This window comes from Mesorhizobium kowhaii (assembly GCF_003253745.1).
In the GTDB taxonomy this organism is placed as follows: domain Bacteria; phylum Pseudomonadota; class Alphaproteobacteria; order Rhizobiales; family Rhizobiaceae; genus Mesorhizobium; species Mesorhizobium kowhaii.
This window is the reverse complement of record NZ_MZXV01000010.1, coordinates 1-24,755: the sequence shown is the minus strand read 5'-3', so window position 1 is coordinate 24,755 and position 24,755 is coordinate 1. Positions and strand designations below refer to the sequence as shown.

General features: G+C 62.0%; 30 protein-coding genes. 16 read left to right on the top strand and 14 right to left on the bottom strand.

Going from position 1 to position 24,755, the window contains the following annotated elements:
• Positions 1 to 6: 6 nt before the first annotated feature.
• The gene (locus B5V02_RS01210; RefSeq protein ID WP_111542573.1) at positions 7 to 609 is read right to left on the bottom strand and encodes an HD domain-containing protein; all 603 of its coding nucleotides are present in this window, start codon (positions 607 to 609) and stop codon (positions 7 to 9) included.
• 210 nt (positions 610 to 819) lie between these two features.
• On the opposite strand from B5V02_RS01210, the gene B5V02_RS01205 reads away from it, so the two are divergent.
• From B5V02_RS01205 to B5V02_RS01195, 3 genes are all read left to right on the top strand, one after another.
• A complete protein-coding gene (locus B5V02_RS01205) occupies positions 820 to 1,479 on the top strand; it encodes a VOC family protein (RefSeq protein ID WP_111542449.1) in 660 nt (219 codons plus the stop codon).
• 286 nt (positions 1,480 to 1,765) lie between these two features.
• The gene (cysE, locus tag B5V02_RS01200; RefSeq protein ID WP_111542448.1) at positions 1,766 to 2,614 is read left to right on the top strand and encodes a serine O-acetyltransferase; all 849 of its coding nucleotides are present in this window, start codon (positions 1,766 to 1,768) and stop codon (positions 2,612 to 2,614) included.
• Positions 2,615 to 2,767: 153 nt separating this feature from the next.
• Positions 2,768 to 2,971 (top strand): DUF3126 family protein, encoded by a 204-nt coding sequence (locus B5V02_RS01195; RefSeq protein ID WP_006200852.1) that lies wholly within the window; start codon positions 2,768 to 2,770, stop codon positions 2,969 to 2,971.
• Between the two features lie 68 nt (positions 2,972 to 3,039).
• On the opposite strand, the gene B5V02_RS01190 is transcribed toward B5V02_RS01195, so the two are convergent.
• A complete protein-coding gene (locus B5V02_RS01190) occupies positions 3,040 to 3,771 on the bottom strand; it encodes a hypothetical protein (RefSeq protein ID WP_111542447.1) in 732 nt (243 codons plus the stop codon).
• Positions 3,772 to 3,894: 123 nt separating this feature from the next.
• Here B5V02_RS01190 and B5V02_RS01185 point away from each other — a divergent pair, with 123 nt between their 5' ends.
• Entirely contained in the window at positions 3,895 to 4,236 is a 342-nt protein-coding gene (locus tag B5V02_RS01185) for a DUF6949 family protein (protein ID WP_111542446.1), read from the top strand.
• A 19-nt stretch (positions 4,237 to 4,255) separates the two neighbouring features.
• Entirely contained in the window at positions 4,256 to 4,783 is a 528-nt protein-coding gene (locus tag B5V02_RS01180) for a gamma carbonic anhydrase family protein (protein WP_111542445.1), read from the top strand.
• Between the two features lie 39 nt (positions 4,784 to 4,822).
• Here the strand turns inward: B5V02_RS01180 and B5V02_RS01175 are convergent, their stop codons facing one another.
• The 4 genes from B5V02_RS01175 to B5V02_RS01160 all read right to left on the bottom strand — a co-directional run bounded on the left by B5V02_RS01175 (position 4,823) and on the right by B5V02_RS01160 (position 7,864).
• Positions 4,823 to 5,383, bottom strand: coding sequence for an ankyrin repeat domain-containing protein (locus tag B5V02_RS01175; protein WP_111542444.1), 561 nt, complete (start codon positions 5,381 to 5,383; stop codon positions 4,823 to 4,825).
• 220 nt (positions 5,384 to 5,603) lie between these two features.
• Entirely contained in the window at positions 5,604 to 6,212 is a 609-nt protein-coding gene (locus tag B5V02_RS01170; RefSeq protein WP_111542443.1) for a transglutaminase-like cysteine peptidase, read from the bottom strand.
• A 283-nt stretch (positions 6,213 to 6,495) separates the two neighbouring features.
• Entirely contained in the window at positions 6,496 to 7,113 is a 618-nt protein-coding gene (locus tag B5V02_RS01165) for a PilZ domain-containing protein (RefSeq protein WP_111542442.1), read from the bottom strand.
• 118 nt (positions 7,114 to 7,231) lie between these two features.
• The gene (locus B5V02_RS01160; protein WP_111542441.1) at positions 7,232 to 7,864 is read right to left on the bottom strand and encodes a PAS domain-containing protein; all 633 of its coding nucleotides are present in this window, start codon (positions 7,862 to 7,864) and stop codon (positions 7,232 to 7,234) included.
• Between the two features lie 389 nt (positions 7,865 to 8,253).
• On the opposite strand from B5V02_RS01160, the gene B5V02_RS01155 reads away from it, so the two are divergent.
• From B5V02_RS01155 to B5V02_RS01130, 6 genes are all read left to right on the top strand, one after another.
• On the top strand, positions 8,254 to 9,015 hold the full coding sequence (locus B5V02_RS01155; RefSeq protein ID WP_111542440.1) for a rhomboid family intramembrane serine protease: 762 nt from the start codon (positions 8,254 to 8,256) through the stop codon (positions 9,013 to 9,015).
• Between the two features lie 88 nt (positions 9,016 to 9,103).
• Entirely contained in the window at positions 9,104 to 9,535 is a 432-nt protein-coding gene (locus B5V02_RS01150; RefSeq protein WP_111542572.1) for a CBS domain-containing protein, read from the top strand.
• Between the two features lie 230 nt (positions 9,536 to 9,765).
• The gene (gatB, locus tag B5V02_RS01145; protein ID WP_111542571.1) at positions 9,766 to 11,265 is read left to right on the top strand and encodes an Asp-tRNA(Asn)/Glu-tRNA(Gln) amidotransferase subunit GatB; all 1,500 of its coding nucleotides are present in this window, start codon (positions 9,766 to 9,768) and stop codon (positions 11,263 to 11,265) included.
• Positions 11,266 to 11,269: 4 nt separating this feature from the next.
• A complete protein-coding gene (locus B5V02_RS01140) occupies positions 11,270 to 11,761 on the top strand; it encodes a GNAT family N-acetyltransferase (protein ID WP_111542439.1) in 492 nt (163 codons plus the stop codon).
• 159 nt (positions 11,762 to 11,920) lie between these two features.
• Complete coding sequence (locus B5V02_RS01135) at positions 11,921 to 12,619, top strand: AIM24 family protein (protein ID WP_111542438.1); 699 nt, start codon at positions 11,921 to 11,923, stop codon at positions 12,617 to 12,619.
• Between the two features lie 158 nt (positions 12,620 to 12,777).
• Entirely contained in the window at positions 12,778 to 13,137 is a 360-nt protein-coding gene (locus B5V02_RS01130) for a VanZ family protein (protein ID WP_111542437.1), read from the top strand.
• Here the strand turns inward: B5V02_RS01130 and panC are convergent.
• Together panC and panB are read right to left on the bottom strand one after the other, a co-directional pair.
• The gene (panC, locus tag B5V02_RS01125; protein WP_111542436.1) at positions 13,134 to 13,985 is read right to left on the bottom strand and encodes a pantoate--beta-alanine ligase; all 852 of its coding nucleotides are present in this window, start codon (positions 13,983 to 13,985) and stop codon (positions 13,134 to 13,136) included. The two genes, B5V02_RS01130 and panC, sit on opposite strands and share 4 nt — an antisense overlap.
• The gene (gene panB, locus B5V02_RS01120; protein ID WP_111542435.1) at positions 13,982 to 14,824 is read right to left on the bottom strand and encodes a 3-methyl-2-oxobutanoate hydroxymethyltransferase; all 843 of its coding nucleotides are present in this window, start codon (positions 14,822 to 14,824) and stop codon (positions 13,982 to 13,984) included. Before panB ends, panC begins: the two co-directional genes overlap by 4 nt.
• A gap of 228 nt (positions 14,825 to 15,052) precedes the next feature.
• On the opposite strand from panB, the gene B5V02_RS01115 reads away from it, so the two are divergent.
• The 3 genes from B5V02_RS01115 to B5V02_RS01105 all read left to right on the top strand — a co-directional run bounded on the left by B5V02_RS01115 (position 15,053) and on the right by B5V02_RS01105 (position 16,635).
• The gene (locus B5V02_RS01115) at positions 15,053 to 15,451 is read left to right on the top strand and encodes an NADH:ubiquinone oxidoreductase subunit NDUFA12 (protein ID WP_111542434.1); all 399 of its coding nucleotides are present in this window, start codon (positions 15,053 to 15,055) and stop codon (positions 15,449 to 15,451) included.
• 123 nt (positions 15,452 to 15,574) lie between these two features.
• Positions 15,575 to 16,174 (top strand): DUF2155 domain-containing protein, encoded by a 600-nt coding sequence (locus B5V02_RS01110; RefSeq protein ID WP_111542433.1) that lies wholly within the window; start codon positions 15,575 to 15,577, stop codon positions 16,172 to 16,174.
• Between the two features lie 74 nt (positions 16,175 to 16,248).
• The gene (locus tag B5V02_RS01105; RefSeq protein WP_111542570.1) at positions 16,249 to 16,635 is read left to right on the top strand and encodes a hypothetical protein; all 387 of its coding nucleotides are present in this window, start codon (positions 16,249 to 16,251) and stop codon (positions 16,633 to 16,635) included.
• A gap of 12 nt (positions 16,636 to 16,647) precedes the next feature.
• Here B5V02_RS01105 and aat read toward each other — a convergent pair whose 3' ends face one another.
• From aat to B5V02_RS01075, 6 genes are all read right to left on the bottom strand, one after another.
• Complete coding sequence (gene aat / locus B5V02_RS01100) at positions 16,648 to 17,265, bottom strand: leucyl/phenylalanyl-tRNA--protein transferase (RefSeq protein WP_111542432.1); 618 nt, start codon at positions 17,263 to 17,265, stop codon at positions 16,648 to 16,650.
• A 12-nt stretch (positions 17,266 to 17,277) separates the two neighbouring features.
• Positions 17,278 to 18,621 (bottom strand): acetyl-CoA carboxylase biotin carboxylase subunit, encoded by a 1,344-nt coding sequence (accC, locus tag B5V02_RS01095; RefSeq protein WP_111542431.1) that lies wholly within the window; start codon positions 18,619 to 18,621, stop codon positions 17,278 to 17,280.
• A 10-nt stretch (positions 18,622 to 18,631) separates the two neighbouring features.
• Positions 18,632 to 19,090 (bottom strand): acetyl-CoA carboxylase biotin carboxyl carrier protein, encoded by a 459-nt coding sequence (gene accB / locus B5V02_RS01090; protein ID WP_111542569.1) that lies wholly within the window; start codon positions 19,088 to 19,090, stop codon positions 18,632 to 18,634.
• A gap of 26 nt (positions 19,091 to 19,116) precedes the next feature.
• A complete protein-coding gene (gene aroQ / locus B5V02_RS01085) occupies positions 19,117 to 19,551 on the bottom strand; it encodes a type II 3-dehydroquinate dehydratase (RefSeq protein WP_111542430.1) in 435 nt (144 codons plus the stop codon).
• Positions 19,552 to 19,700: 149 nt separating this feature from the next.
• Positions 19,701 to 20,504 (bottom strand): DsbA family protein, encoded by an 804-nt coding sequence (locus tag B5V02_RS01080; protein WP_111542429.1) that lies wholly within the window; start codon positions 20,502 to 20,504, stop codon positions 19,701 to 19,703.
• A gap of 67 nt (positions 20,505 to 20,571) precedes the next feature.
• Positions 20,572 to 21,966 (bottom strand): M48 family metalloprotease, encoded by a 1,395-nt coding sequence (locus tag B5V02_RS01075; protein WP_111542428.1) that lies wholly within the window; start codon positions 21,964 to 21,966, stop codon positions 20,572 to 20,574.
• A 145-nt stretch (positions 21,967 to 22,111) separates the two neighbouring features.
• Between B5V02_RS01075 and B5V02_RS01070 the strand changes: the two genes are divergently transcribed.
• Positions 22,112 to 23,260 (top strand): pyridoxal phosphate-dependent aminotransferase, encoded by a 1,149-nt coding sequence (locus B5V02_RS01070; RefSeq protein WP_111542427.1) that lies wholly within the window; start codon positions 22,112 to 22,114, stop codon positions 23,258 to 23,260.
• A gap of 4 nt (positions 23,261 to 23,264) precedes the next feature.
• Complete coding sequence (locus B5V02_RS01065) at positions 23,265 to 24,194, top strand: glutaminase (RefSeq protein ID WP_111542426.1); 930 nt, start codon at positions 23,265 to 23,267, stop codon at positions 24,192 to 24,194.
• Positions 24,195 to 24,755: the final 561 nt, after the last annotated feature.

Below are 24,755 nucleotides of genomic sequence, written 5' to 3'. Positions count from 1 at the left end.
TTGCTCTTAGCCTGTGGTGAGAGCCGCCAGCGACCGCGCCATGTTCAGTCTGGCCTGTGGTTCGAAGCGCTGGCGAAACTCTTCGGTGTGGAACATGTGCGGGCGGGCGAGGAAATTCTTCAGGACCGCGCTGCGGCCGGTCCGCCACATCGGCTCCTCCACCCAATGATACTCGCGCCGCACGGCGCGTTCATAAGCATCGAAGGCGTCCGGCTTAGCCCCCAGGATCGACAGATCCATGTCGAGGAAAAGACCGGCGTCCCGTACGGCCGTCGCGTCGTCAAACAACGGCAGTTGGTGCGTGGCGGTAGCGACGATCATCGCCGAGATGCGGTCGAGGCGCCCGGCTTCAGCGCGGCCCGCGAGCTTTTTCTCGGCAAGGGCGGCACTTTGCGCCTCGTTGTCCTTGGCCTTGCTGTCATAGATGGCATCATGGAACCAGATCGCCGCCTGGACGGCTTCGGCATCGCCGAGCAACCCTCGATAGTCGCCTGCGAGCGCCAGCATCGCCTCGATATGGGCAAGGTTGTGATAGTGGCGGCCTTTGGCCTTGTAGAGCGCTGAGAGCTCGCTTTTCAGCGCCTTGTCGATCAAGGGTTCGTTTTCCATGGCGGCGTCCAGATCCACCCAATGAAATAGTCCCGGCATCCTGGGCTAAAACACGACACAGCGGAAGGCAGCGAGGGAGTCATGGTGCCGCACCCGATTGACCAAATCGCATGACGGCGGGAAGCTCCTTGGCATGAGCAGGATCCGCGCGGTCACCCGCCAGGACGCATGTTGTCATTTTCAAAGCACGCAAACCCAAGGAGCCTTGACATGACCAGTACCCAGCAGCGTAACGAGACCGCTACCGAGACCCCTAGACCGGGGACTATCGACATGAAGCTCGAGGCCGTCATCATTTCCGTTTCAGATGCCGATCGGGCCAAGCGTTTTTATGGTGGCCTGGGTTGGAGGCTCGACGCCGACTTCGTCGTTGGCGATGCGTTTCGGGTCGTGCAGTTCACGCCTCCGGGTTCACCTTGCTCGATCCATTTCGGCAAGGGGCTCACGACCGCCGCGCCAGGTTCGGCAAAGGGACTTTATCTCGTTGTGTCCGATATCGAGGCGGCGCGTGCCGAACTGGTGGCGCGCGGGGTCGATGCGAGCGAGGTATTTCATCGTGCGGGCCCTGGGCAGCCGCCGATCAGCGGCAGACATCCGGAGGGGCGCAGTTATTCCTCCTATGCCTCGTTCAGCGACCCGGACGGCAACAGCTGGCTGCTGCAGGAGATCACCCAGCGATTGCCTGGGCGCGTGGATGCCCACGACACGACATTCACCTCGTCGACCGAGCTTGCCGCCGGGTTGCGGCGTGCGGCTGCCGCGCATGGCGAGCACGAGGAGCGAACCGGCGGACAGAGGGATGAGAACTGGCCCGACTGGTACGCCGAATACATGGTAGCGGAACAGGCCGGCAAGCCACTGCCGACTTGAACAGCGGCCATCGCAGCGCGGTGTCATCGACGTCGCGGTGAGCTTGAGCTTGCCGGCCACCAGATCGCTACGCCTTCCGCCCGGTCAGGCCGGAAAGCTCGCTTTTCAGCGCCTCGTCGATCAAGGGTTCGTTTTCCATGGCTGCTTGAATTCCCGCGAACCAAATCCATTTGACACAGCACTAAGGAAAATTGAGTTCAATCGTGCTATGATCTGGCTTATATGTGCGGCCGGACAACAGGCAAGCACAACAGGCAAGCCCGGCAGGACGCAGGACGAGACGGCGATGAACAGCATCAGCATTTCCCGACACAGCGCATTGCAGCCGGTCGACCCGATCTGGCGCGCGATCCGCGACGAGGCGATGGAAGCGGTCAACCGCGACCCGCTGCTTGCCGCGTTCCTCTATTCGACCATCCTCAACCAGGACAGCCTGGAAGAAGCGGTCATCCATCGGCTGGCCGAGCGGCTCGACCATCAGGATATCGGCTCCGATCTCATCCGCCAGACCTTCAAGTCGATGCTGGCCGACGACAAGGACTGGCCGACGACCGTGCGTGTCGACATCCAGGCCTATTACGATCGCGATCCGGCCTGCGACCGCTTCATCATGCCGGTGCTCTATTTCAAGGGCTTTCATGCCATCCAGACCCACCGGCTGGCGCATTGGCTGTGGAACCAGGGCCGCAAGGATTTCGCGCTCTACCTGCAGAGCCGCTCGTCCTCGGTCTTCCAGACCGACATCAACCCGGCCGCCCGCATCGGCAAGGGCATCTTCATCGACCATGCCACCGGCCTCGTCGTCGGCGAGACCGCGGTCATCGAGGATGATGTGTCGATCCTTCACGGCGTGACGCTGGGCGGAACCGGCAAGGCCGGCGGCGACCGTCACCCCAAGATCCGCTACGGTGTGCTGATCGGCGCCGGCGCCAAGATCCTCGGCAACATCGAAATCGGCCATTGCTCGAAGATCGCGGCAGGCTCGGTGGTGCTATCGCCCGTACCGCACAACAAGACGGTTGCCGGCGTGCCGGCCCGCGTCGTCGGCGAGACCGGCTGCGATCAGCCGTCGCGCCAGATGGACCAGCTTCTGCCGTCGCAGACGATGGACCAGGTCGTCAGCTTCGACATCTGATTTTCATCCGCCCACTGCCTGTGGCCGGTTGCCGGCCGCGGGGCAGGAGCGGGCGGTTGTTCTCGTCTTATCAGGCCGCTCGCCTTTACATCGCCATTGTCGACGTGCCAGAAGCGCGTTCAATCGAGCAAGCCCGATGATCGGAGAAGACTGTTGAAGCCGGACGAAATCAGAAAGCTGGACGCCTATTTCAAGCGCGTCTTCCAGAACCCCAAGCTTGAGGTCAAGGCACGGCCGCGCAAGGAAGATTCGGCCGAGGTCTATGTCGGCGACGAGTTCCTCGGCATCGTCTTCAAGGACGAGGACGACGGCGACTACAATTTTTCGATGGCGATCCTCGACATCGATCTGGCCTGAGCCAGCAATATTGCGCTCGGCCGGCTCCACCTCGAATGCGGCCGGCCAGCCCGATCTCTCGAGCTTTCCTAATGTCCTGTCTTCAGGAAGCGCGCGGCCTCGGTGGCGATAGCCGCGTCGAGCGCCTGCCAATCGCCCAGAAACTCCCTGGGGAAGCGATAGGTGAGGCTGAGTTCCTCGCCAACGTGGATGTCGCGCTCGCAAGGCGCCAGCGATTCCTCGGCACTCGGCCCGCTCAGGCAGCGGGCCACGAACGGGTCCTTGCCGGGGCGCTTGCCGACAACCAGCACCTCGTTCAGGTAGCCTGATTTCTCATTGAAGCCGTACACCATCGTGCCGCCGGGGCCCGCAATGCCGGGTTGGGTGATCAACGCGCTGTAGATCGGCGCGAAGCGGCCGCTCATGTCGCGCGACATCATCTGCTGTTCGAGGGACAGGAAGATGATGTTTCTGCTTGCCCCCGTGTGATTGAAATCGTCGCGGGCCGGCTCGCTGTAGCCGTCCATCTGGGGATAGCGCAGATAGAGGTCGAGCCGCGAGGCGATGCCGTCGCGCCGGGCCTGGGCGAAACGGATGGCGTTGGCCGGCACGGCGATGACATTGTTGCCGATCACCACCTGCTGGATCGTTGCGTCGTCGGTGTATCCGGCCATGGCGATCGAATGGCCGAACCATTTGCCGCCAACGCTGATCGCTACCGACAGCAGCGCCAGCGCCGCGAATGCGTAGAACACCCGCTTCATCAGCACGGAATCGACCACGGTGAGTTGGGGGCCGTCGGCGATCGTTGCCTGCTTCATCTCAGTCCTCGGATCTAGGCTGCTGTCCGCCTTGGGTGTCCTTGGGCGGCACACATCGCGCGGCACGGCTCTTGCAGCCTCCATGGAACGACTGTGCAATTTCATGGTAAATGGAACGTAAAGATGGGCCCGCTGGAACTCACCGTATTCGCTTTTGTCGTCGGACTGACGGCCTGCGGGCTGGCTGGATCGATGATGGAACTGGTGTCGGGCCGCAAGGTCGCCTTCACCGAGCCCTACGTGACGCCGTCGCATGTGCTGCGCTCGCTGCTCGCCACCGCTTGTGCCGGGCCCTTCATGCTGGTCAACGACGCCCTCGATGCCCGGCGTGAGCGCCGCATTTCGACCTTGGCGCTGATGTCCTGCGGCTGCACGGCGATCGCCTGGTCACTGGCGCTGGGCGTCGTCGTGCTTGCCATTGCCTCATGGTCGATCGGTCTCCTAGGCTCCAGCCTTCCAGCCTGAGACGATTCGGAGACCGAAAATGCCGCTTTATGCGATCGATGGAACAGAGCCCAGCTTCGCGGACGCGGACTCAAACTGGATCGCGCCCGATGCGACGCTGATCGGCGACGTGCGGGTCGGCCGCAATGCCGGCTTCTGGTTTGGCGCAGTCATCCGCGGCGACAATGAGCCGATCGTCATCGGTGCCGACACCAATGTGCAGGAACACACGGTCATGCACACCGATCGCGGCTTTCCGCTGACCATCGGGCAAGGCTGCACGATCGGCCACCGCGCCTTGCTGCATGGCTGCACGATCGGCGACAACAGCCTGATCGGCATGGGCGCCATCGTGCTGAACGGCGCCAGGATCGGCAGGAACTCGCTGGTTGGCGCCGGTGCGCTGGTCACCGAAGGCAAGGAATTTCCGGACAATTCGCTGATCGTCGGCTCGCCGGCCAAGGCGATCAGGGTGCTGGACGAGGCGGCCGTTGCCAGACTGCGCGGCTCGGCGGCGCATTACGTCGCCAACGGCAAGCGCTTCAAGGCCGGATTGAAGAGGGTTTGAGACCAGCCTTGCCCGCCGGTCGTTTCATCGCGCACCAACTCACTGTCGGTTAGATCTGCGCCTGGCCATCGCATCGCGCAGCAAGGAAGCGCCGGCTTCAAACCCGGCAATGTCGGCTTCCTCGGCGGCTGTCCTGTCGTCATCGATGCGGGTTTCGAGCGCCGGGTCGGCGCCCGCCGCCAAAAGCAGGCGGATCGCGTCGACACTGCGGATGGCCACTGAATAGTGAAGCGGCGTCCAGTCGTTCACGCCCCGCATATTGGGGTCGGCGCCACCCTCGATCAGCACCCGCACGATTTCCAGTCTGTCGGCCCGGTCGGTGGACAGCGCGGCAATGATCGCCGGAAACCCACCGTGATCCTGATAATTCGGATCCGAGCCCGCATCCAGCAAGGTCGAGATGAAGCCGACGGGGCTCCAATAGATCGCATATTCCAGCGGATGCCCGAGGCCGAACTCGAACGGCATGCGCTCGTCGAACCAGCCGGGCGAGCCGCCCAAGGCCAAGCCGAGGCCCTCGAAATCGCCGGCCTTGAAGGCATCGTCGATAGCCTTGAACAGGCGATGACGCTCGCATCGATCTTCCGGGATTTCCAACATCGCCGTGATCCAGAAGGCGAAACCAACGGCCTATAGTGCCTCGATCTCCTGCCCGTGGAAAGGGACGTCCCGGAACCTGCGAGCCTCCGCCAGAAATGGCGGAGCCGGCCCGGGGACGGGGCCGGCTCCTTTGACCCGGTCGTTGGGGACGGGGAGGGTGGGGACTCGACCGGGTTTCTCCTGAAGCGGTCGCATTCATGCGACGCGCTTGACCTCTGTTTTAGCGGACGCTGGCGACCGCGTCGGAGCGGCCGTCGTTGATCGTCACCCAAACACCAGAGTTCTGATCTGACTGGCGCTTGAGGTAGGTGTAGTCCGTGTCCGTCCAGGACAGCACCTTGGTTTCCAGATTATCGAGGATGAATTCCCCGAGGCTGGTGCGCACGGTCAGCACCGCGTGGCCGTCGCCATTCGGCTGGCGTGCGACCGTCATCAGCAGATTGCCGACCGGCACGCCCGCATCCATCAATTCGCGACGCTTTTCCAGCGCGTAGTCCTCGCAATCGCCATAGCCATTGTCGGGATAGGCCCAGTATTCCTCGACACCGTAATTTTCCATGTCGGTGCGCGGCTTGACCCTTGTGTTGACCGAATTGTTGATGTTGACGATCGTCGCCCACAATTTGCGGGTCAGTTCGACCGGCGCGCCCTTGGGGGTTCTTTCGTTGCATTCGCCAGGTATGCGCTGGCAGAATTCATAATGGCCAACAGGCTGCGTGGTGCGTCCGCCGGTGTGCATATAGGCCGGTCCCGCGGCATATGCTGATCCCCAAGCGGAAAGCTGCATCGCCATTGCCACCAGCAACAGCTTGCCCCTCGTCTTCTTCATTGTTGTAGTCTCCCCGTTCGAAGGAGACATTGCCACATGTGGATTTATTTGCGGCAAAAGCGCGAAGTAGATATTGAGTAAAACGCCAATAGAATAAACATAAAATTTGAATCATTTGAGTATTAAATCGTTTGGAGTTTTGAGACCTCGGCTCGGCGAGCCCCTAAGTCACGCAGGCCTTGTCGGGAACGGCCTCGGACCGTCGAAGCTTCTCCGTCTAGGCATGAAAAACAAAAAAACCGGCCCCTAGGGGCCGGTTTCCTGGAGCGCTCTGTCGGCCTTGTCAGGTGCGCGGCGTGTTGAATTCGGAATCGAGCGTTTCGGGGCGCTGGATGACGGCGAATTCGATGGCGACGCCGTCCTCGAAATGGCGAACGATCTGCCCGCGCATGGTGCCGAGCATGACCTGGATGCCGATCGCCGGCTTGACGTCGATCTCGATCGCGGCGCCGGAAAGCGACAGGTCGATGATACGGCACTGGTACTGACGGCCGTCGGTAAGCTGCAGCACGCTGGTCGGATTGCGTGGCGCTACGCGCTCGTGCCGGCGGTCTTCCGGCAGGTCGAGCTCGTGCTTGTTGGCAAGCCAGGTCAATTGCGCGGCAAGCTTGTCCTTCTTGCGGTCGGACGCGATGACGGTCATCGCGAAACCGTCCTGCAAGGTGCGCGTGACGACACCTTCGATGCGGCCGATATGGTCGATATAGGCGATGACTTTTTCGCCGGGCATGCCGATGCGGTCGGTGCGAAACGCTACATTGCCCGGTGACATATCGACGACCTGGCAAGGGTGTTCGGTGCGGTCTTCCAGCATGAAGCGCCCGTAAATCTTGACCCGGACGCGCTGAAAGTTACGCCTTTCAGCTTGGGACGGCGCATAGTCGATCGCCGCTGACCTCATGACTGCCTACACCCTGTTTGGCATCCCGCGCGTCGATGCGAGGAACTTCATCAGAGAAGTACAACAATGGGGGTTAACAAAGGGGAAAAGCAGGTCCTGTTGCTGCGAGATTTGCCGTCTATTCCTCGCGCCCGCCATCGAAGACGACGAGATGGCGGATACGGCGCGCGCGGCCGAGCGCCGATATCGTCTCGGGTGCTTCGAGTTGGTCGGGAACGAGCGAGGGAACATCGATCGCCGGACGGTTGTTGAGGAGCTCCTTCTCCGGATCGATGACGCGGATCGAATCGATCAAGGCGTCGGTGATCGGATCGGCACCCAGCCAGAAGGGCTTCTCCACGGCGCTGATCACGCCCAGGCAGCGCGGATTTTCGACGCCGCCGTCAAGCGGCAGGGCAAGCAGTTCGAACTTGTTAGAACGGCCGTTGCGGCTGAAACCCTCAAAGGCGATGAGCACGACCGACTTCTGGTCGAAGACGCCATGGATCAGCCGCGAGACGAGCCGCTGATCCTTCTCGCGCCACAGCGACGGAAAGGAGAACCCCTTGAGTTCGCGGCCATAGCAGGCGCAAAGTCTGGTGCCGGCCAGCCGGAAGACGGCTTGCCCGCGCGTGTCCCTTTCCAGGATGAAAGTATCGGCCAGCAGCGACTTGATGTCGGCGGGCTCGACCTCCGAACGCTTCGGGGCGGGGCGTCCGTCACGCAGGCGGTTCCAATATTGGAACAGCGTGATCGATCCGTTCTGGTTCATGCTATGCTGCTCCGCGCAATCTGTCGTCTGATGTCCCATCGGTGAACAGAAGGGCGCCCTCCGATGACCTACATGCGTTGCGGAGCAGGAAGCGTGCCAGCGTCGTTAACACTTGTTCACGGGTCGGGGCCGTTAAGGTTAACAAGTGGTTTACGTTGCATCGAAGCGGCCCCCATGGCACACAAAAACCACTCCAGAAGCGGTCGTTTCGCGACGATCGGCAGCACTTCAGTCAAGAGTTTTAGGGGAGCATGGGGCTCGACCAGCCGTTCAAGGGAAACCTTGAACGGCTTCTTTTTTGATTCGCGATGGAGCGATTCGCCGTTTGCGGTTCGTTCGGGGGTGATCTAGATGCTCGAACCCGAATCCCGTGCTGAGTGCAATTTCATATGAGCGAACCGCAAGGCCCCTCGGAAATCGAGCCGATCGAGGATGAACCCGAACAGCGGCGCGAGCCGGTGTTCAATCTGCCACCTGTCGTGCTGGCGGTGATCGGCATCTGCGCGGTCGTCTATCTGTTGCAGCAGTACGTGCTGACGCAGGAACAGCAACTGACGCTGCTTTACGACGGGGCCTTCATCCCTGTTCTCTACACCGGGCAATACGGCTTCGACTGGTTCCTTTTCTCTCGCCCGTTCACCTACGCCTTCCTTCATGGCAGCTTTGCCCATATTGCCATCAACATGGTCTGGCTCGCCGCTTTCGGTTCGCCATTGGCAAATCGCCTGGGGACGCTCTGGTTCGCGCTGTTCTTTGCCGTGACCGGGCTGGCTTCGGTTGCGCTTTTCTGGGCCATGCATCCGTATGGAGAAGCGCCGCTCGTCGGGGCATCGGGCGCTATTTCTGGCATGATGGGCGCTGCCGCGCGTTTCGGTTTCCGCACCGACCGCTCGTCGGCTGGCAAGGCCGCCTTCGCCGGCCCTGTGCTGCCAATCGCCATCGTACTGCGCTCGCGCGGCGTCGTGATCTTCCTTGCCGTGTGGATGATCATCAATCTCGCCACCGGCCTTCTCGGCTTTGCCCCGGGAATTGAGAGCCAGATCGCCTGGGAGGCCCATATTGGCGGCTTCGTCGCCGGCTTCTTCGGCTTGCGCTGGTTCGACCGACGATGGCAGGCGCCTGAATGGGAGACCACCGACCGCCGCACTTGAAATGCAACCGATCACGGCGCACGATGTTCACTCTTATGTGAAAGCCGGTCAGGGCAGGAAACCGGCAGGCAAAGCAGAGGAGGACGCCATGACGGTTAAGGCAATTCTCGAGAAAAAAGGCCACGACGTATTGACGCTCGGGCCGAACGAAAAGCTTAGCGAAGCCATCCGCATCCTTGCCGAACACAAGATTGGCGCGCTGGTCATCACCAATGGTGATCACAAGATCGTCGGCATTCTTTCAGAGCGCGACATCGTGCGGGTTGTCGCCAGGGAAGGCGCAGCCGCGCTCGATATCGCCGTGCGCTCGGCAATGACGCCAAAGGTGAAGATCTGCAATGAGAACCACACCGTCAACGAGGTGATGGAGATCATGACCAAGGGCCGTTTCCGCCATCTGCCGGTGGAAAAAGACGGCATGCTCGATGGCATCGTGTCCATCGGCGACGTGGTCAAGCGCCGCATAGAGGATGTCGAGCGCGAGGCCGACGAGATCAGGGCCTACATCGCCACCGCTTGAGCGATGAACGAAACCGCCGGCCGGTGAACCGACCGGCGGAGCCATAGTCTACCGGTTGTCGAGTTCGGAACGGACGAATTCAAGCCCGCGCGGGGGCGAAGCGGCTGAAAAGGCCAGCCTGTGGCTTTACGCTTGTCTCTTTTGGCAGTTTGCACTAGCGAATGACTTCCACGTTCGACGTGAAATTCACGTTCAAATGTGAGTTCAGTCACCGCAATTCGCAGGCCGCCATGACCCTCATCGATACCCGTACCCCTGACGCGAAACGCCTGATCCCCGGCGCCACCGGCGACTGGGAGATCATCATCGGGCTCGAGGTCCATGCGCAGATCACCTCGGAAGCAAAGCTGTTTTCCGGCGCCTCGACCGCTTTCGGCGCAGCACCCAATGCCAATGTCAGCCTCGTCGACGCCGCCATGCCGGGTATGCTGCCCGTCATCAACGAGGAATGCGTCAAGCAGGCGATCCGCACCGGCCTTGGCCTGAAGGCGCAGATCAACCACAAATCCGTCTTCGACCGGAAGAACTATTTCTATCCGGATCTGCCGCAGGGCTACCAGATCTCGCAGTTCAAGCAGCCGATCGTCGGCGAGGGCACGGTGATCGTCTCGGTCGGCCCGGACCGTCAGGGCGAATTCGAGGACATCGAGGTCGGCATCGAGCGCCTGCATCTGGAACAGGATGCCGGCAAGTCGATGCACGACCAGCATCCAACCATGTCCTATGTCGATCTCAACCGCTCCGGCGTGGCCCTGATGGAGATCGTCTCCAAGCCCGACATGCGCTCGGCCGATGAAGCCAAGGCCTATGTCACCAAGCTGCGCACCATCGTGCGCTATCTCGGCACCTGCGACGGCAACATGGATGAAGGCTCGATGCGCGCCGACGTCAACGTCTCGGTGCGCAAGCCGGGCGGCGAGTTCGGTACGCGCTGCGAGATCAAGAACGTCAATTCGATCCGCTTCATCGGCCAGGCCATCGACTATGAGGCACGCCGGCAGATCGCCATTCTCGAGGATGGCGGCAAGATCGACCAGGAGACGCGGCTGTTCGACGCCGTCAAGGGCGAGACGCGCTCGATGCGCACCAAGGAAGAGGCGCATGACTACCGCTATTTCCCCGATCCCGACCTCTTGCCGCTGGAATTCGATCAGGCCTATGTCGACGCGCTGGCTGGGGAATTGCCGGAATTGCCCGACGACAAGAAAGCGCGGCTGATCGCGTCGCTCGGCCTGTCGACCTATGACGCTTCGATCCTGGTCTCGGAAAAGCCGATCGCCGACTATTTCGAGAAGGTGGCTGCCGGCCGCGACGGCAAGCTTGCCGCAAACTGGGTCATCAACGATCTTCTCGGGCAATTGAACAAGGCCGGCAAGGATATTGAAAACGCTCCAGTTTCGCCCGATCAGCTCGGCGCGGTCATCGATCTGATCAAGGATGGCACCATTTCCGGCAAGATCGCCAAGGACCTGTTCGAGATCGTCTGGAACGAGGGTGGCGATCCGCGCCAGCTGGTCGAAAGCCGTGGCATGAAGCAGGTCACCGACACCGGCGCCATCGAGAAGGCAGTCGACGAGGTGATCGCTGCCAACCCCGACAAGGTCGAACAGGCTCGCGCCAAGCCGAGCATGGCAGGCTGGTTCGTCGGCCAGGTGATGAAGGCGACCGGCGGCAAGGCCAACCCGCAAGCGGTGAACGACCTCGTCAAGGCCAAGCTGGGCATCGAGTAAGGCGGTGTTCGTCCGCACCGCCAGCGAGCGCGATCTTATTGCCGTCCGCGCGCTGCTGGTCGAGACCTGGCATGCGACCTATGACGCTATCTACGGCGCTGCCAAGGTGACCGAGATCACCGACGACTGGCACTCGATTGCGTCGCTGCGGTCGCGGCTGACCAAGCCGGTCAGCGAGTTCCTCGTTGCCGATGATGGCAAGCGCATCGGCGGCATGGCTCTTGCCGAATGCGTCGACAGCGGCAAACTGGTTGTCCTGAAACAGCTCTACGTGCTTCCTAGCCTGCAGGGACGAGGTATCGGCGGTATGCTCCTCGATGAGATCATCGAGAGTTTCCCAGAAGCCCGCGCCGTCCGTCTGGAGGTGGAGGAGCAGAACACGCGCGCCATCGCCTTCTACGAGGCGAACGGCTTCGTGCGATCCGCCGATGTCGGCAAACACACCGATGCCTCGGGAAAGCCGACGCTCGTCTACAACAGGCCTCTTGTCGGCTGACCGTCGTCTGCTGGCATACGTATGATCACCTTCGCGCGAGCGGTGCGATGGAGGGGACGTTTTCGTTTGACGGCCCGAGGGTCCGGCACCAAAGCTGCTTTAGCTGACCATGCGGAAGCTGGAACGAGCCGGTACGCAGGCGGCGCGCGGGGGATTTTCATGCCGAGCTTACCGGAACTGATGCCGACACAGGTGTCGGACGAAACCTTTGGCGACGTCACCTATCATATCGCGGGCGAACTGGTGCCGGTGCTTTCGGTCGACGTGACGCGAATGCCAGTCTATTTCGAGCACCACATCCTGCTGTGGAAGAATTCCACCATCAGCATCGGCCTGAAATCGCTGAAGGGTGCGCTGAAACGCATGATGGCCGGCATGCAGATCTTCGTCACCGAAGCGTCGGGGGCGGGCATCATCGCCTTCAGCCGCGATGGGCCTGGCCACATCGTACCGATCCATCTCAGGCGTGGCGAGGAGATCCAGGTGCGCGAGCACCAGTTCCTCGCCGCCACCGGCAATGTCGACTACAGCTTCGAGCGCGTGCGCGGCCTGGCGACGATGCTGTTTGGCCAGAGCGGCTTCTTCATCGATCGCTTTCGCGGCGATGCCGGCGATGGCATCGTCTGGCTGCATGGCTATGGCAACGTCTTTGAAAAGACGCTCGCCGCTGGCGAGACCATCGACATCGAGCCCGGCGGCTGGCTGTTCAAGGATGTCTCGGTCAGGATGGAGACCAAGATCGATCGCCTGTCGAGCGGCTTCTTCGGCGCCAACATGAATTTCATCGTCAACCGCTTCACCGGTCCAGGCCGAGTCGGCATCCAGTCGATGTATCTGCACATGCCGACCGAGGAATAGGCGACAATCAGGGTGCGTCAGGTCCGGTCCGAAAAAAGTCACCCGTGGGTCCGTCGCAAACGTCAAAGCGCCGTCGATGCTGGCCGTCATCGGTTCCGTATCCGGCCATGCGTCATCTCAGCGTTTGCTGTGCCGGCTTACGACGGATATGCAGGAACATGACCAAACTGTCCCGCATTGCAGCGTCGGCGCTGCTCGCCATCATCATTTTCGCAACCCTGTCGCCGATCCAGATGCGGCCGCACATAGCCGAGGCGAATGTTGAGCGCGCCTTGGCGTATGTGCTGTTGGGCTTCGTCCTGGCGCTCGGCTTCCCCAATCGCCTGTATCAAGCAGCGATCTTTGTGGTTGCGACCGCCGGCGTCCTGGAACTGCTTCAGATCATTGATCCCGGCCGCCACGCGCAGTTTGCCGATGCACTCGTGAAAGCATCAGCCGGGGTTATTGGGATCGTTGCGGGGCAACTGTTCGTCAGGACCAGCGGACGAATGAGAGAGAGCAGCAAAATGCCGCGCTAGGCGGAGGGAACATCCACATTGTCGATCAGCCTGGTCTTGCCGAGCCAGGCGGCCGCAAGCAGGCGCCCATCGCGGTCGTGACGCCATGGCGCGAGCGTCAGGCTTTCGCGGGCCTCGACATAGTCGACCTCGCGGAAACCGGCCGCGATCAGGGCACGGCTGGTTCTGCCGGTCGCGTCGCCTTGATCCGCGCCGGCTGCCAGGTCAGTAGCCGTTTTTCTCAGGATCACGTTGAACTGGCGGGCGATCTTGAGTTCGGCTTCGCCGAGATAGGCGTTGCGTGACGACATGGCGAGACCATGTGCGTCGCGTATCGTCGGTGCGCCGATGATCTCGACGGGCAGATCAAGGTCGCGGCAGAGTTGCCTGACGACGCAAAGCTGCTGGTAGTCCTTCTCGCCAAAGATCGCGCAGTCAGGCGTTGCCTGCAGGAAGAGCTTTGCCACCACGGTGGCGACACCGTCGAAAAACGTCGGCCGGAAGTCCGATTCGAGCCCGGCGGAAGGGCCGCCCACCGAGATCCTGGTGGCAAAGCCGGCGGGATACATCTCGCCAACCGTCGGCGTGAAGGCAAGGTCCGCTCTGGCCATTCCCAACCGGTCGAGATCGTGGGCGAGTTGGCGCGGGTACTTGTCTAGGTCTTCCGTCGGCGCGAACTGCGTCGGGTTGACGAAGATCGACACGACGCAGCGGTCGGCTCTTTCGAGCGCGATTCTGACTAGCGAGATGTGCCCGTCATGCAGCGCGCCCATGGTCGGCACCATGGCGACACGAAGGCCGTCGCGCCGCCAGTCGCGGATTTGCGCGCGCAGTGCGGCAACGCTGTCGACGACGACGGGCCGGCTCATGCGTCATCCCCGCGCTTTGTCGCCGAAAAGACATGGTCGGGGCCAGGGAATGTCCGGCTTCGTACCTCCGCTGCATAGTGCTCGGCGGCACGCGAGATCACGCTGCGCAGGTCGGCATATTCCTTGACGAATTTCGCCACCCGGTCGACGGTCAGACCGACCATGTCGTCGATGACCAGGATCTGGCCATCGCAGTCGCCGCTGGCGCCGATGCCGATGGTTGGAATGGCGATGCGGCGAGTAATGTCGGCGGCGACGGTCTCGACCGTGCCTTCGATGACGACCGAGAAGGCCCCGGCGCTTTCGACCGCTTGCGCATCGCCAAACAGCGCTGCCACATTCTCGTCCGTGCGGCCCTTGATCCTGTAGCCGCCGTCCTTCTCGACCGATTGCGGCAGCAGGCCGATGTGTCCCATGACCGGAATGCCGGCAGCGACGATGGCCGCGATCTGGTGGGCCATGTCGACGCCGCCTTCCAGTTTCACCGCCTGGCAGCCGGTTTCGTCGACTATCCGTCGCGCCGAGGCGACGGCTTGTGCTGCCGATTCCTCATAGCTGCCGGCCGGCATGTCGACGACAACGCAAGCCTTGGCCGAGCCGCGCATCACCGCTTGCCCATGCGCGATCATCATCTCGAGCGAGGCACCCAGCGTCGTCTTGTGCCCGTGCAGCACCATGGCGACGCTGTCGCCGACCAGAAGCAGGTCGACATGGTCGTCGAGCAAGCGGGCGATGGGATAGGTGTAAGCCGTGAGGCAGACAATCGGTGTGCCGCCCTTGCGGCGGCGAATCGTGTCGGCGCTGATGCGAATGTCGGTGGTCGGCAATTCCGTGGCCAATCGTCACCCCCTTCGGCCTGCGGCGGGTTGGATACCTGCTTGGGCGCGCAAAGCTTTAGAAAGACCGCAAAGGCTTGGCAAGCGCGCATCTTGCGGTCGAGAAGATCACGGGCTTGTGTCGGGTTTCCCGGCAAGCCATTTGCGTGCTCCCTGCGGCAAAACCCTTGCCTTCCCGAAGGCCTGACGCCATAAGCAGGAAACGGGCGCTGCCAGCGCGAGGGTTCTGAGATGAAGACTTTCCTTACGCAGTTTTTCACCTGGTGGAACAGCCAGACGCTGGGAACGCGCCTGCACACCTGGCGGCATGGAAAGAAGGTCGGCCAGGACGAGACGGGCAACGTCTATTACGAAGGCGGCATCGATTCGGAAGGCCGCACGCGCCGCTGGGTGATCTACCGCAATTATTCGGAAGCCTCCGCGATACCGCCCGGCTGGCATGGCTGGATGCATCACCGTGTCGATGTCGCGCCGACCAGCGAGGACTACCAGCCGCGCGACTGGCAGAAGCCACATCAGCCCAATCTGACCGGCACGCCTTCAGCCTATCGCCCGAAGGGCTCGGTGCTGACCAATCAGCATCGGCCGCAGGTCACGGGCGACTATGACGCCTGGACACCCGGGTCGTAACGGGTGGGTGCAGGCCGGTCCTTTATCGCCACAATTGGTGTTTAGCTGCTTGCTGATCAGAAAACGGCGACTAGCCTTGGCGATCGACAGAATCACCCGGGCGCGAACCACCGGTACCCCTAGATGAGCTTTTTCAACCGAATATCGACGGGCGCCCTGACGCTAGCCGCCGGTCTTGCCGTCAGCACCGCGGCCTTTGCCGCTTCGCCTGAACCCGCACCCGCTGCACCGGCGCCGGCGGCGCCCGCGGGAGCGGACCGGGTCACCAATCCCGTCGCTGAGTTTGCCGGCATCGACAAGATCACCGGCCGCATCATCACCTTCGATGTCTATATCGACGAGACGGTGCAGTTCGGTGCTTTACAGGTGACGCCGCGCGTCTGCTATTCGCGGCCGCAGACCGAAGAGCCGAAGACTGATTCCTTCGTCGAGGTCGACGAGATCACGCTCGACCGAAAGATCCGCCGCATCTTCACCGGCTGGATGTTTGCCGAAAGCCCCGGCCTCAACGCCGTCGAACATGCCGTCTATGACGTCTGGCTGAAGGAATGCAAGCAGAAGTCGGATGTGCCGGCGCCCGACGCCGCCAAGGCTGACGCGACCAAAGCCGACGCTTCGAAGCCTGCCGCGGCCAAGCCGAAGCCTGCTGCCACTCCGGATATGGCACAGCCCGATTCCACGGAGCCGGACACCACCGAACCGGATACCACCGAAGCCAATTGATCCTCCGGAACCGTCCGGGCCACCATGCGTTGGGCACGGATGACGGCGCATTCATGCGTATGGAGGATCTTCCAATGTCAGACAGCAAGCGGATCACCGCCGGCAAGGCGGAATTGCTCGAACTCGAAAAGGGGTTCTGGACGGGCGACGCGGCCTACTACGTGGCAAATGCCGACACCGAATGCCTGGTGGCATTTCCGCAGATGGCCAAGGCGATGGACAATGCCGATCTCGCCAAGACCGCAACCAAACCCAATCGCTGGCGCGATCTCGACATCGAGCTCAAGGGAATAATCGAACCCGGCAGCGACATCATCATGCTGACCTACGAGGCGCATGCAACGCGGGAGAACGGTGAACCCTACGCAGCGCTGGTCAGCACCGGCTACGTCCATCGCGTCAATGGCTGGAAGATGATGTTCCATTCGCAGACGCCATTGGAAGCCGCGGCCGGGAAGTAAGAGGCTCGATCGTCAGGGATGGAATACGGCCTCGCCCTTCAGCGCGTCGGCCAGCATCTTCTCATACTTGCCGCGCGGCACGTCGACCGCGCCGAAGCGCTTGAGGTGCTCGGTGGTGAACTGCGTATCAAGTAACGCGAAGCCTCGCGCCTTCAACCGCTCGACGAGATAATAAAGGCAGGTCTTGGAAGCGTCCGTCTCCCTGGCGAACATGCTTTCGCCAAAGAACACCCGGCCAAGCGACACCCCATAGAGGCCACCGACCAGCCGATCCTCGCGCCATGCCTCGACCGAATGACAATGCCCTATCCGATGCAGCTGCACATAGGCTTCGCGGATCGGCGCATTGATCCAGGTCGACCGGCGCTCCTCGCGCTTTTCGGCACAGCCGTCGATCGTCGCTTCGAAATCGAAATCGAAACGAATGTCGAAAGGATGCTTCTTGATCGTTTTCCTGAGGCTTTTCGGCGTATGAAAACCATCAAGCGGGATGATGCCGCGCGTTTCCGGCCGCACCCAGAACACCTCCGGGTCGCCGGCACTTTCAGCCATCGGGAAGACGCCCGAGGCATAGGCCTTGAGCAAAAGGTCGGTCGGGATGCGATAGCCGGGCGCGTAGGGACGGGTCATCGCTTCCCCGGACTACTCTTCCTTGGCCAGGTATTTTTCCAGCCAGTGGATGTCATAGTCGCCGTTGGCGATGTCGGCATTGCCGACGAGATCGCGAAACAGCGGCAACGTCGTCTTGATACCGTCGACGACGAATTCGTCCAGCGCGCGCCGCAGCCGCATCATGCACTCGACGCGGTTGCGCCCATGCACGATCAGCTTGCCGATCAGGCTGTCGTAGTAGGGCGGGATCTTGTAGCCGGAATAGACGCCGGAATCGACGCGGATGCCCAAGCCGCCCGGCGTATGGAAGTGGGTGATCGTGCCGGGCGAGGGGGTGAAGGTCCGCGGATCCTCGGCGTTGATGCGGCATTCGATGGCGTGGCCGTTGAACTTGATGTCTTCCTGCTTGACCGAAAGTCCGCCGCCCGACGCCACGCGGATCTGCTCGTGCACGAGGTCGATGCCGGTGATCGCTTCGGTCACCGGATGCTCGACCTGCAGGCGCGTGTTCATCTCGATGAAATAGAATTCGCCATTCTCGTAGAGGAACTCGATCGTGCCGGCGCCGGAATAACCGAGGTCGGCGATCGCCTTGGCGCAGACGCCGCCGATGCGCGCGCGCTCCTCGGCATTGAGGGCTGGCGAGGGCGCCTCTTCCCAGACCTTCTGGTGGCGACGCTGCAGCGAACAGTCGCGCTCGCCGAAATGCACGCCGCGGCCAAAGCCGTCGCCGAACACCTGCACCTCGATGTGGCGCGGCTTTTCCAGGTATTTCTCGATGTAGACGGCATCGTCGCCGAAGGCAGCACCGGCTTCCGAGCGCGCCGTCTGCAAGGCGACTTCGAGGTCGGCCTCGGTATGCGCCACCTTCATGCCGCGTCCGCCGCCGCCGGCCGACGCCTTGACGATCACGGGATAGCCGATCTCGCCGGCAATGCGCCTGGCCTCTTTCTCATCGGTAACCGCACCGTCAGAACCGGGCACCACCGGAATGCCGAGACGTTTTGCGGTGCGCTTGGCCTCGATCTTGTCGCCCATGATGCGGATATGGTCGCCGGACGGGCCGATGAAGGTGATGTTGTGGGCGGCCAGGATGTCGGCGAACTTGGCGTTCTCCGACAGGAAGCCATAGCCCGGATGCACGGCATCGGCGCCAGTGATCTCGCAGGCCGCGACGATCTGATGGATGTTGAGGTAGCTGTCGCGCGATGGTGGCGGCCCGATGCAGACGCTCTCGTCGGCCAGCCGCACATGCATGGCATCGGCGTCGGCGGTCGAATGCACCACCACCGTCTGGATGCCGAGTTCCTTGCAGGCGCGCAGCACCCGAAGCGCGATTTCGCCGCGATTGGCGATGAGGATCTTCTGAAACATCCGGCCCGCTCTACTCGATCACGACGAGCGGCATGCCGTATTCGACCGGCGTCGCATCCTCGAACAGGATCGCCGTCACCGTGCCGGTGCGCGGCGAGGGAATCTGGTTCATCGTCTTCATCGCCTCGATGATCAGCAGCGTCTGGCCTTCCTTGACCTTCTGACCGACTTCGATGAACGCCTTGGCGTCCGGCGATGGCGCCAGGTAGGCGGTGCCGACCATGGGCGAGGTTACCGCATTCTTCGACACGTCGACCACCGCCGGGGCTGCCGCAGCAATGGGCTGACCGGCCGACGGCGCATAGGCCGGCTGGGGTGCCGCGATCGCGTGCACGGCCGGTGCCTGCCGCGAGACACGCACTTTCAGGTCGCCCAGTTCAACCTCGATCTCGGTGAGGTTGGTGTCGTTCAGTATGCCCGCCAGATCGCGGATCAGCTGCTGGTCAACACCGGTCTTCTTTATCGACATTTTCGAGCCTTCTGTTTGTTGGCCGGTCATAGGCGTGCGGCCAGCGCCTGTAGCGCCAGCGTGTAGCCGAGCGGCCCAAAGCCACAGATCATGCCGACGGCAACCGGCGCGACCATGGACACGTGGCGGAATGGTTCCCGCGCATGGATGTTGGAAAGATGAACTTCGGCGACGGGCAGCGGCGCGATGGCGCGGATGGCGTCGTGAATAGCGATCGAGGTGTGGCTGTAGGCACCCGGATTGATGACGATACCGGCAGCCTTGTCGCCGGCTTCCTGGATCCAGTCGACAAGGTCGCCCTCGTGATTCGACTGGCGGAAATCGATCTCGAGGCCAAGCGCCGCGCCGGCCTGCTTGCAGTCGTCTGCGATCGCGGCAAGCGTCTTGCCGCCATAGGTGCCCGGCTCGCGCTTGCCGAGCGCGTTGAGATTGGGACCGTTCAGGACGAAAACCGTTTTCAAAAAAGCCGACCTTTCCCGGCGCCGACATCAAGCCGGCGCGCTGGGCCCTCTATAATGGGCATAGACGCCTGCGAAAAGAGCGCAAGTGCGATCTTTCACTGTCCACAACGCGCGGAAATGTGCCCGTGAGAATGTGCTCGTGAGCAAAATCAGAGCGCGGCTTTCGCCGCCTCGATCTTTTCAGCCAGTACTTCCTGTCCAAGCGCCCCGAAAACGACCTCGTTGCCGACCACATAGGACGGCGTTCCGGTGATCGCCAGCTTGTTGGCAAGATCGTAGGTCTTGGAGAAGGCCTCGGTGATCGACGGATCCTTCATCTTCTCGCGCAGCGTCGCTTCGTCGGCGCCGAGCGAAAGCGCGATCTTGATCGCCGCCGCCTCGGTGGCGCGTCCCTGGCCGCCGAGCAGCGCGTTGTGGAACTCGCCATACTTTTCCGGCTTCATCAGGTGGAAGGCCATCGAAACGACGCTCGCCTTCTGCGAATCCGGTCCGAGGATCGGGAATTCCTTGAGCACGAAGCGCAGGTCCGGATCGGACTTGGTCAGCGCCCGCATGTCGTCGATGGCGCGTTTGCAGAAGCCGCAATTGTAATCGTAGAACTCGACGATGGTGACCTTGCCGTTCGGGTTGCCGACGACGCCGTCGAAGGCCGAGTTGAAGATCTGGTCCTTGGCATCCTTGATGACGCCGAGATGGGCGATGCGCTGCTCTTCCTTCTGCTTGGCTTCGAGCGCGTCCTGGACCTCCAGAAGGACTTCCGGGTTCTTCAGCAGATAGTCGCGGATGATGCCTTCGACCTCGGTGCGGTCGATCTTGGTGTCGGCCGCCGCCGTCTGTGCGGGCTGTGCCGTACCGGCCTTGGCAATCTGCGGGTTTCCGGCCACGAATCCGAAAGCCAGCATGGCCAGGGCGGCCGCAACCCCCGTGGTGCCCAGCAGCAGTGCCTTTTTCATCGTTCCTGTTCCTTCTACCTGTTTTCCGGCCCGGTTCCGACTGTGTCGCAGCGCGCGGCCGGAAGGTTCACTTGATCTTGGTTGATGGTGCGTAATTTATGATGTCCTGGGCGCGAAGCCAGCGCGGTTCGCCGCGCTTCATCTGCTGCTGTGCCCGCATGGCGAAAATCTTAGCATCCTTGTAGTTGCCGGAATAGAAATGACCTTCGGCGGTGGCAAGCTCGGCGCCCGGTATGTCACCCAGTTCGCCGTAGGCCTGCGCCAGATAGCGATACCCGGCGGAATTTTCCTTATCGCGCCCGAGGCCATTGTTGATCTGCACGACGGCTTTCTTCAGGGATTCTGGCGTACCGACGGCCATCAGCGCCTGGCCAAGGGAGACAGGCAGCAAGCCGGACCGCGCCGGGTCGAGGCTGACCGCCTTGGCATAGGCATCCGCGGCATCCTTGGGCTTGTTCGCCTTCATCAGGATATCGCCGCGCAGTTCCTGGAAATAGGCATTTTTCGGCTGCGCCTTGATCAGTGCATTGGTTTTGGCGAGCGCGGTGGCGATGTTGCCGAACAGGTAAGTCGACTGGGCTTCGCCATATTGCGCGGCGAGGCTGCCGGGCATCTTGCGCATCAGCCGCGCCGCCGCCGCTTGGCCTTCCATGTAGACGGCGATCTTCATGCGCATCATGTCGTGCCGCTGCTGCAGTGCCGGCGGGTCGACCTTGTCGACATTGGGGCTCTGTTTCACCAGCACTTCGAGATTGGCGATACGGTCCTGCGGCATCGGATGGCTGATCCGGTAGGGATCGACCTGCGCGCCCGACAGCGACAGCGCCGTCTGGAAACGGTGGAACGTCTTCAGCATGCCCATGCCGGACTGGCCGGTGGCGTTGAGATAGGTGATCGCCGAGCGGTCGGCCGTCATCTCCTCCGTGCGCTGATAGGCGAGGATGCTGCGCTGCGCCATCTCGCCGCCGCCCGCCGCCACGCCCATGCCGGCGCCGGCAAGGCCGCGGCTGTTGGTGGTGGCGCCGGCGACCATGGCGCCGGCGCCAAGCAATGTCGCGATGATGGCCATCGTCTTGGCGCGTTCGAGCTGGTCGCGCAGCTTCTGCTGGTGGCCGCCGGCGATATGGCCGGCTTCGTGGGCAATGACGCCGATAATCTCGTTGGGCGTTTCGGCTGTCATCAGCGCGCCGGTGTTGATGAACAGCCGGCGCCCGGTGACGAAGGCGTTGAAACTCTGGTCGTTGACCAGCACGATGTCGATGCCGTCATTCGCCAGCCCCGCCGCCTTGAAGATCGGCCGCGCATAGTCGCGCACCAGCGCTTCGATCTCGGCGTCGCGTACCACAGGCACGTTCTGGGCGAAGGCGCTGACCGAACTCGCCACCGCGACGGCGGCGCCAAGCGAAAGCGTCGCGAAGACGCGCGCTGCCTGGGCAATCGTCGATCTGGGTAGGCTCAACATGACGGTTCCACTGGTAGACGAGCGGGCGAAAGATGAAAAGTCGGCGCCGGAAACTTCCTCAACTTGTGATCCTCACATCAATCGGGCATTTGTGCGGCGCATGCGCCAGAGCCTGGCGCCCTCAACCATCGGGAATACTGGTTAAATGGTCGTTTCGCTCTCACGTCGTGGAAATGTCGAGCCCTTCCATGCCATGGACATTCTGGCCGAGGCAAACCGCCTGAAGGCCCAGGGCGTGCCGGTCGTTTCCATGGCCGTCGGCCAGCCCTCCGACCCGGCGCCGATCGGCGTTCGCGTGGCCGCGGCCAAGGCCTTGCAGGACGGACGTATCGGCTACACCGACACGCTCGGCCTCGCCGCGCTGCGCAAGGCGATTGCCGAACACTACGGCGATCACTATGGGCTTGACATTCCGCCGAGCCGGATCGCGGTGACCACCGGATCGTCGGCCGCCTTCAACCTCGCCTTCCTGGCGATGTTCGATCCGGGCGACCGCGTCGCCATCGCCGCGCCCGGCTATCCCGCCTATCGCAACATTATGGCCGCACTCGGCATCGACGTGGTCGAGATCGAGCTCGGCGACGCCGCCTATCTGCATGCCGGTCATCTGGAAACCGCGCAACGCGAAAAACCGCTGAAAGGCGTCCTGTTCGCCAGTCCGGCCAATCCGACCGGCGCGGTGATACCGGCCGATGAGCTGGCGGCCCTGGTGAGGGCGGCGCAGGAACTCGGCATCGCCGTCATCTCCGACGAAATCTACCATCGGCTGGCCTATGCCGCCCCCGACACCACGGCGCTTGCCTATGGCGGCGACGTGACGGTGATCAACTCGTTCTCTAAATACTATTGCATGACCGGCTGGCGCATCGGCTGGATGGTGCTACCCGAAGAACTGGTGCGGCCGGTCGAGCGCGTCGCCCAGAGCCTCTACATCTCGCCGCCGGAACTGTCGCAGATCGCCGCGATCGAGGCGTTCAAGGCGACTGAGGAGCTGGAAGTGGTGAAAGGCCGCTATGCCTGGAATCGCGAGCTCTTGATGAAACGCCTGCCGGAACTCGGCTTTCCGCTGGCGGCGCCGATGGATGGCGCCTTCTATGCCTTTTGCAATGTCACGAGGCACACCAACGACAGCATGGCCTTCGCGCGAAAGATGCTGGCGCAGGCGCATGTCGCGGCGACGCCCGGCCGCGACTTCGACACCCAGGCGGGGCACCGCACGATGCGTTTCTCCTATGCCGGCAGCCACGACGACATGGTCGAGGCGATGGCGCGCATCGAACGCTGGTTGAGGTAGAGCCATGCCGGAACTCGAACAGGCGCTGGCCGAAGTCGCCGCTGAAATGGCGCAACGCACCGATCGTGGTGACGTCGCCACCTACATTCCGCAGCTCGGAAAGGTCGACCCGAAGAAGTTCGGCATTGCCGCCGTCACCAATGACGGCCGCGTGCTGATGGCGGGCGACGCCGATCAAGCCTTTTCGATCCAGAGCATCTCGAAAGTCTTCACCCTGACGCTGGCGCTCGGCAATGTCGGCGACGCATTGTGGCAGCGGGTCGGACGCGAGCCGTCGGGCAATCCGTTCAACTCGATCGTCCAGCTCGAGCATGAGAACGGCATTCCGCGCAATCCGTTCATCAATGCCGGCGCCATCGTCGTTTCCGACATCCTGCTTGGCGGCCACCAGCCGCGCGAGGCGATCGGCGAAATCCTGCGCTTCATCCAATTCCTGGCCGATGACGAGACGATCATTATCGACCGCGAGGTCGCGGCCTCCGAACGGGCCACTGGCTATCGCAACTTCGCGCTTGCCAACTACATGAAATCCTTCGGCAATCTCAACCATGCACCGGAGCTGGCGCTGGGCGTCTATTTCCACCACTGCGCCATTGCCATGAGTTGCCGGCAACTGGCGCTCGCCGGCCGCTTCCTCGCCAATGGCGGCAAGAACCCGGCGACCGGGCATTCCGTGGTGTCGGCCGAGCGAGCGCGGCGCATTGGTGCGATGATGCTGACCTGCGGCCATTATGACGGCTCCGGCGATTTCGCCTTCCGCGTCGGCATTCCCGGCAAGAGCGGCGTTGGCGGCGGCATCTTGGGCATCGTGCCGGGCGTGGCGTCGCTTGCCGTGTGGTCGCCCGGCCTCAATGCCAACGGCAATTCCAAGCTGGGCTCGATCGCGCTGGAAAAGCTGGCCAGGATGATGAACTGGTCGATCTTCGCGCCGTAGCCACCTCGAATGTGCCATCCGAAAAGCTGGTCAGTCATGCAAAACTATTTTTGCAGTTCTCTTTAGTTCCTCTGACCGCTCTATTCCATGCAAGGTTAAGTGAACAAAATCTATAAGATCTAAGGAAGAAATTTCCTGGTATTTGGATACAAAAGAATGTTTCAGATAGTCAGAGACATCAATCCTATTTAATTTATAGGCATAGGAAGCGCCCAAAAACTGGTGGTTAATTACATAATCCCCTGATTTCAATCTGGTGATAACTTCATTCAGCGCCCTATCTTTTGCCCCTCATCCCAGATGACCTCGCACTCATGGGCATGCCGAACATCTGTGTCTTTCCCGAATTCCTCATCCAGGAAAGATCTGAGCTCGTCATACCTTTTCTCTCGCCCTAGAGCGGGATGAATTGAGGCTGAATCGAAGGGATTCCCCTAGGGTGGCAAATCTGATTCAACCTTCTTGCTAGGCAAGGAGGTTGGTAAGGATGGGCAAGCCTTATTCGATGGATCTTCGCGAACGGGTTGTTGCGTCGGTTGAGCGGGAGGGGCTGTCGCGACG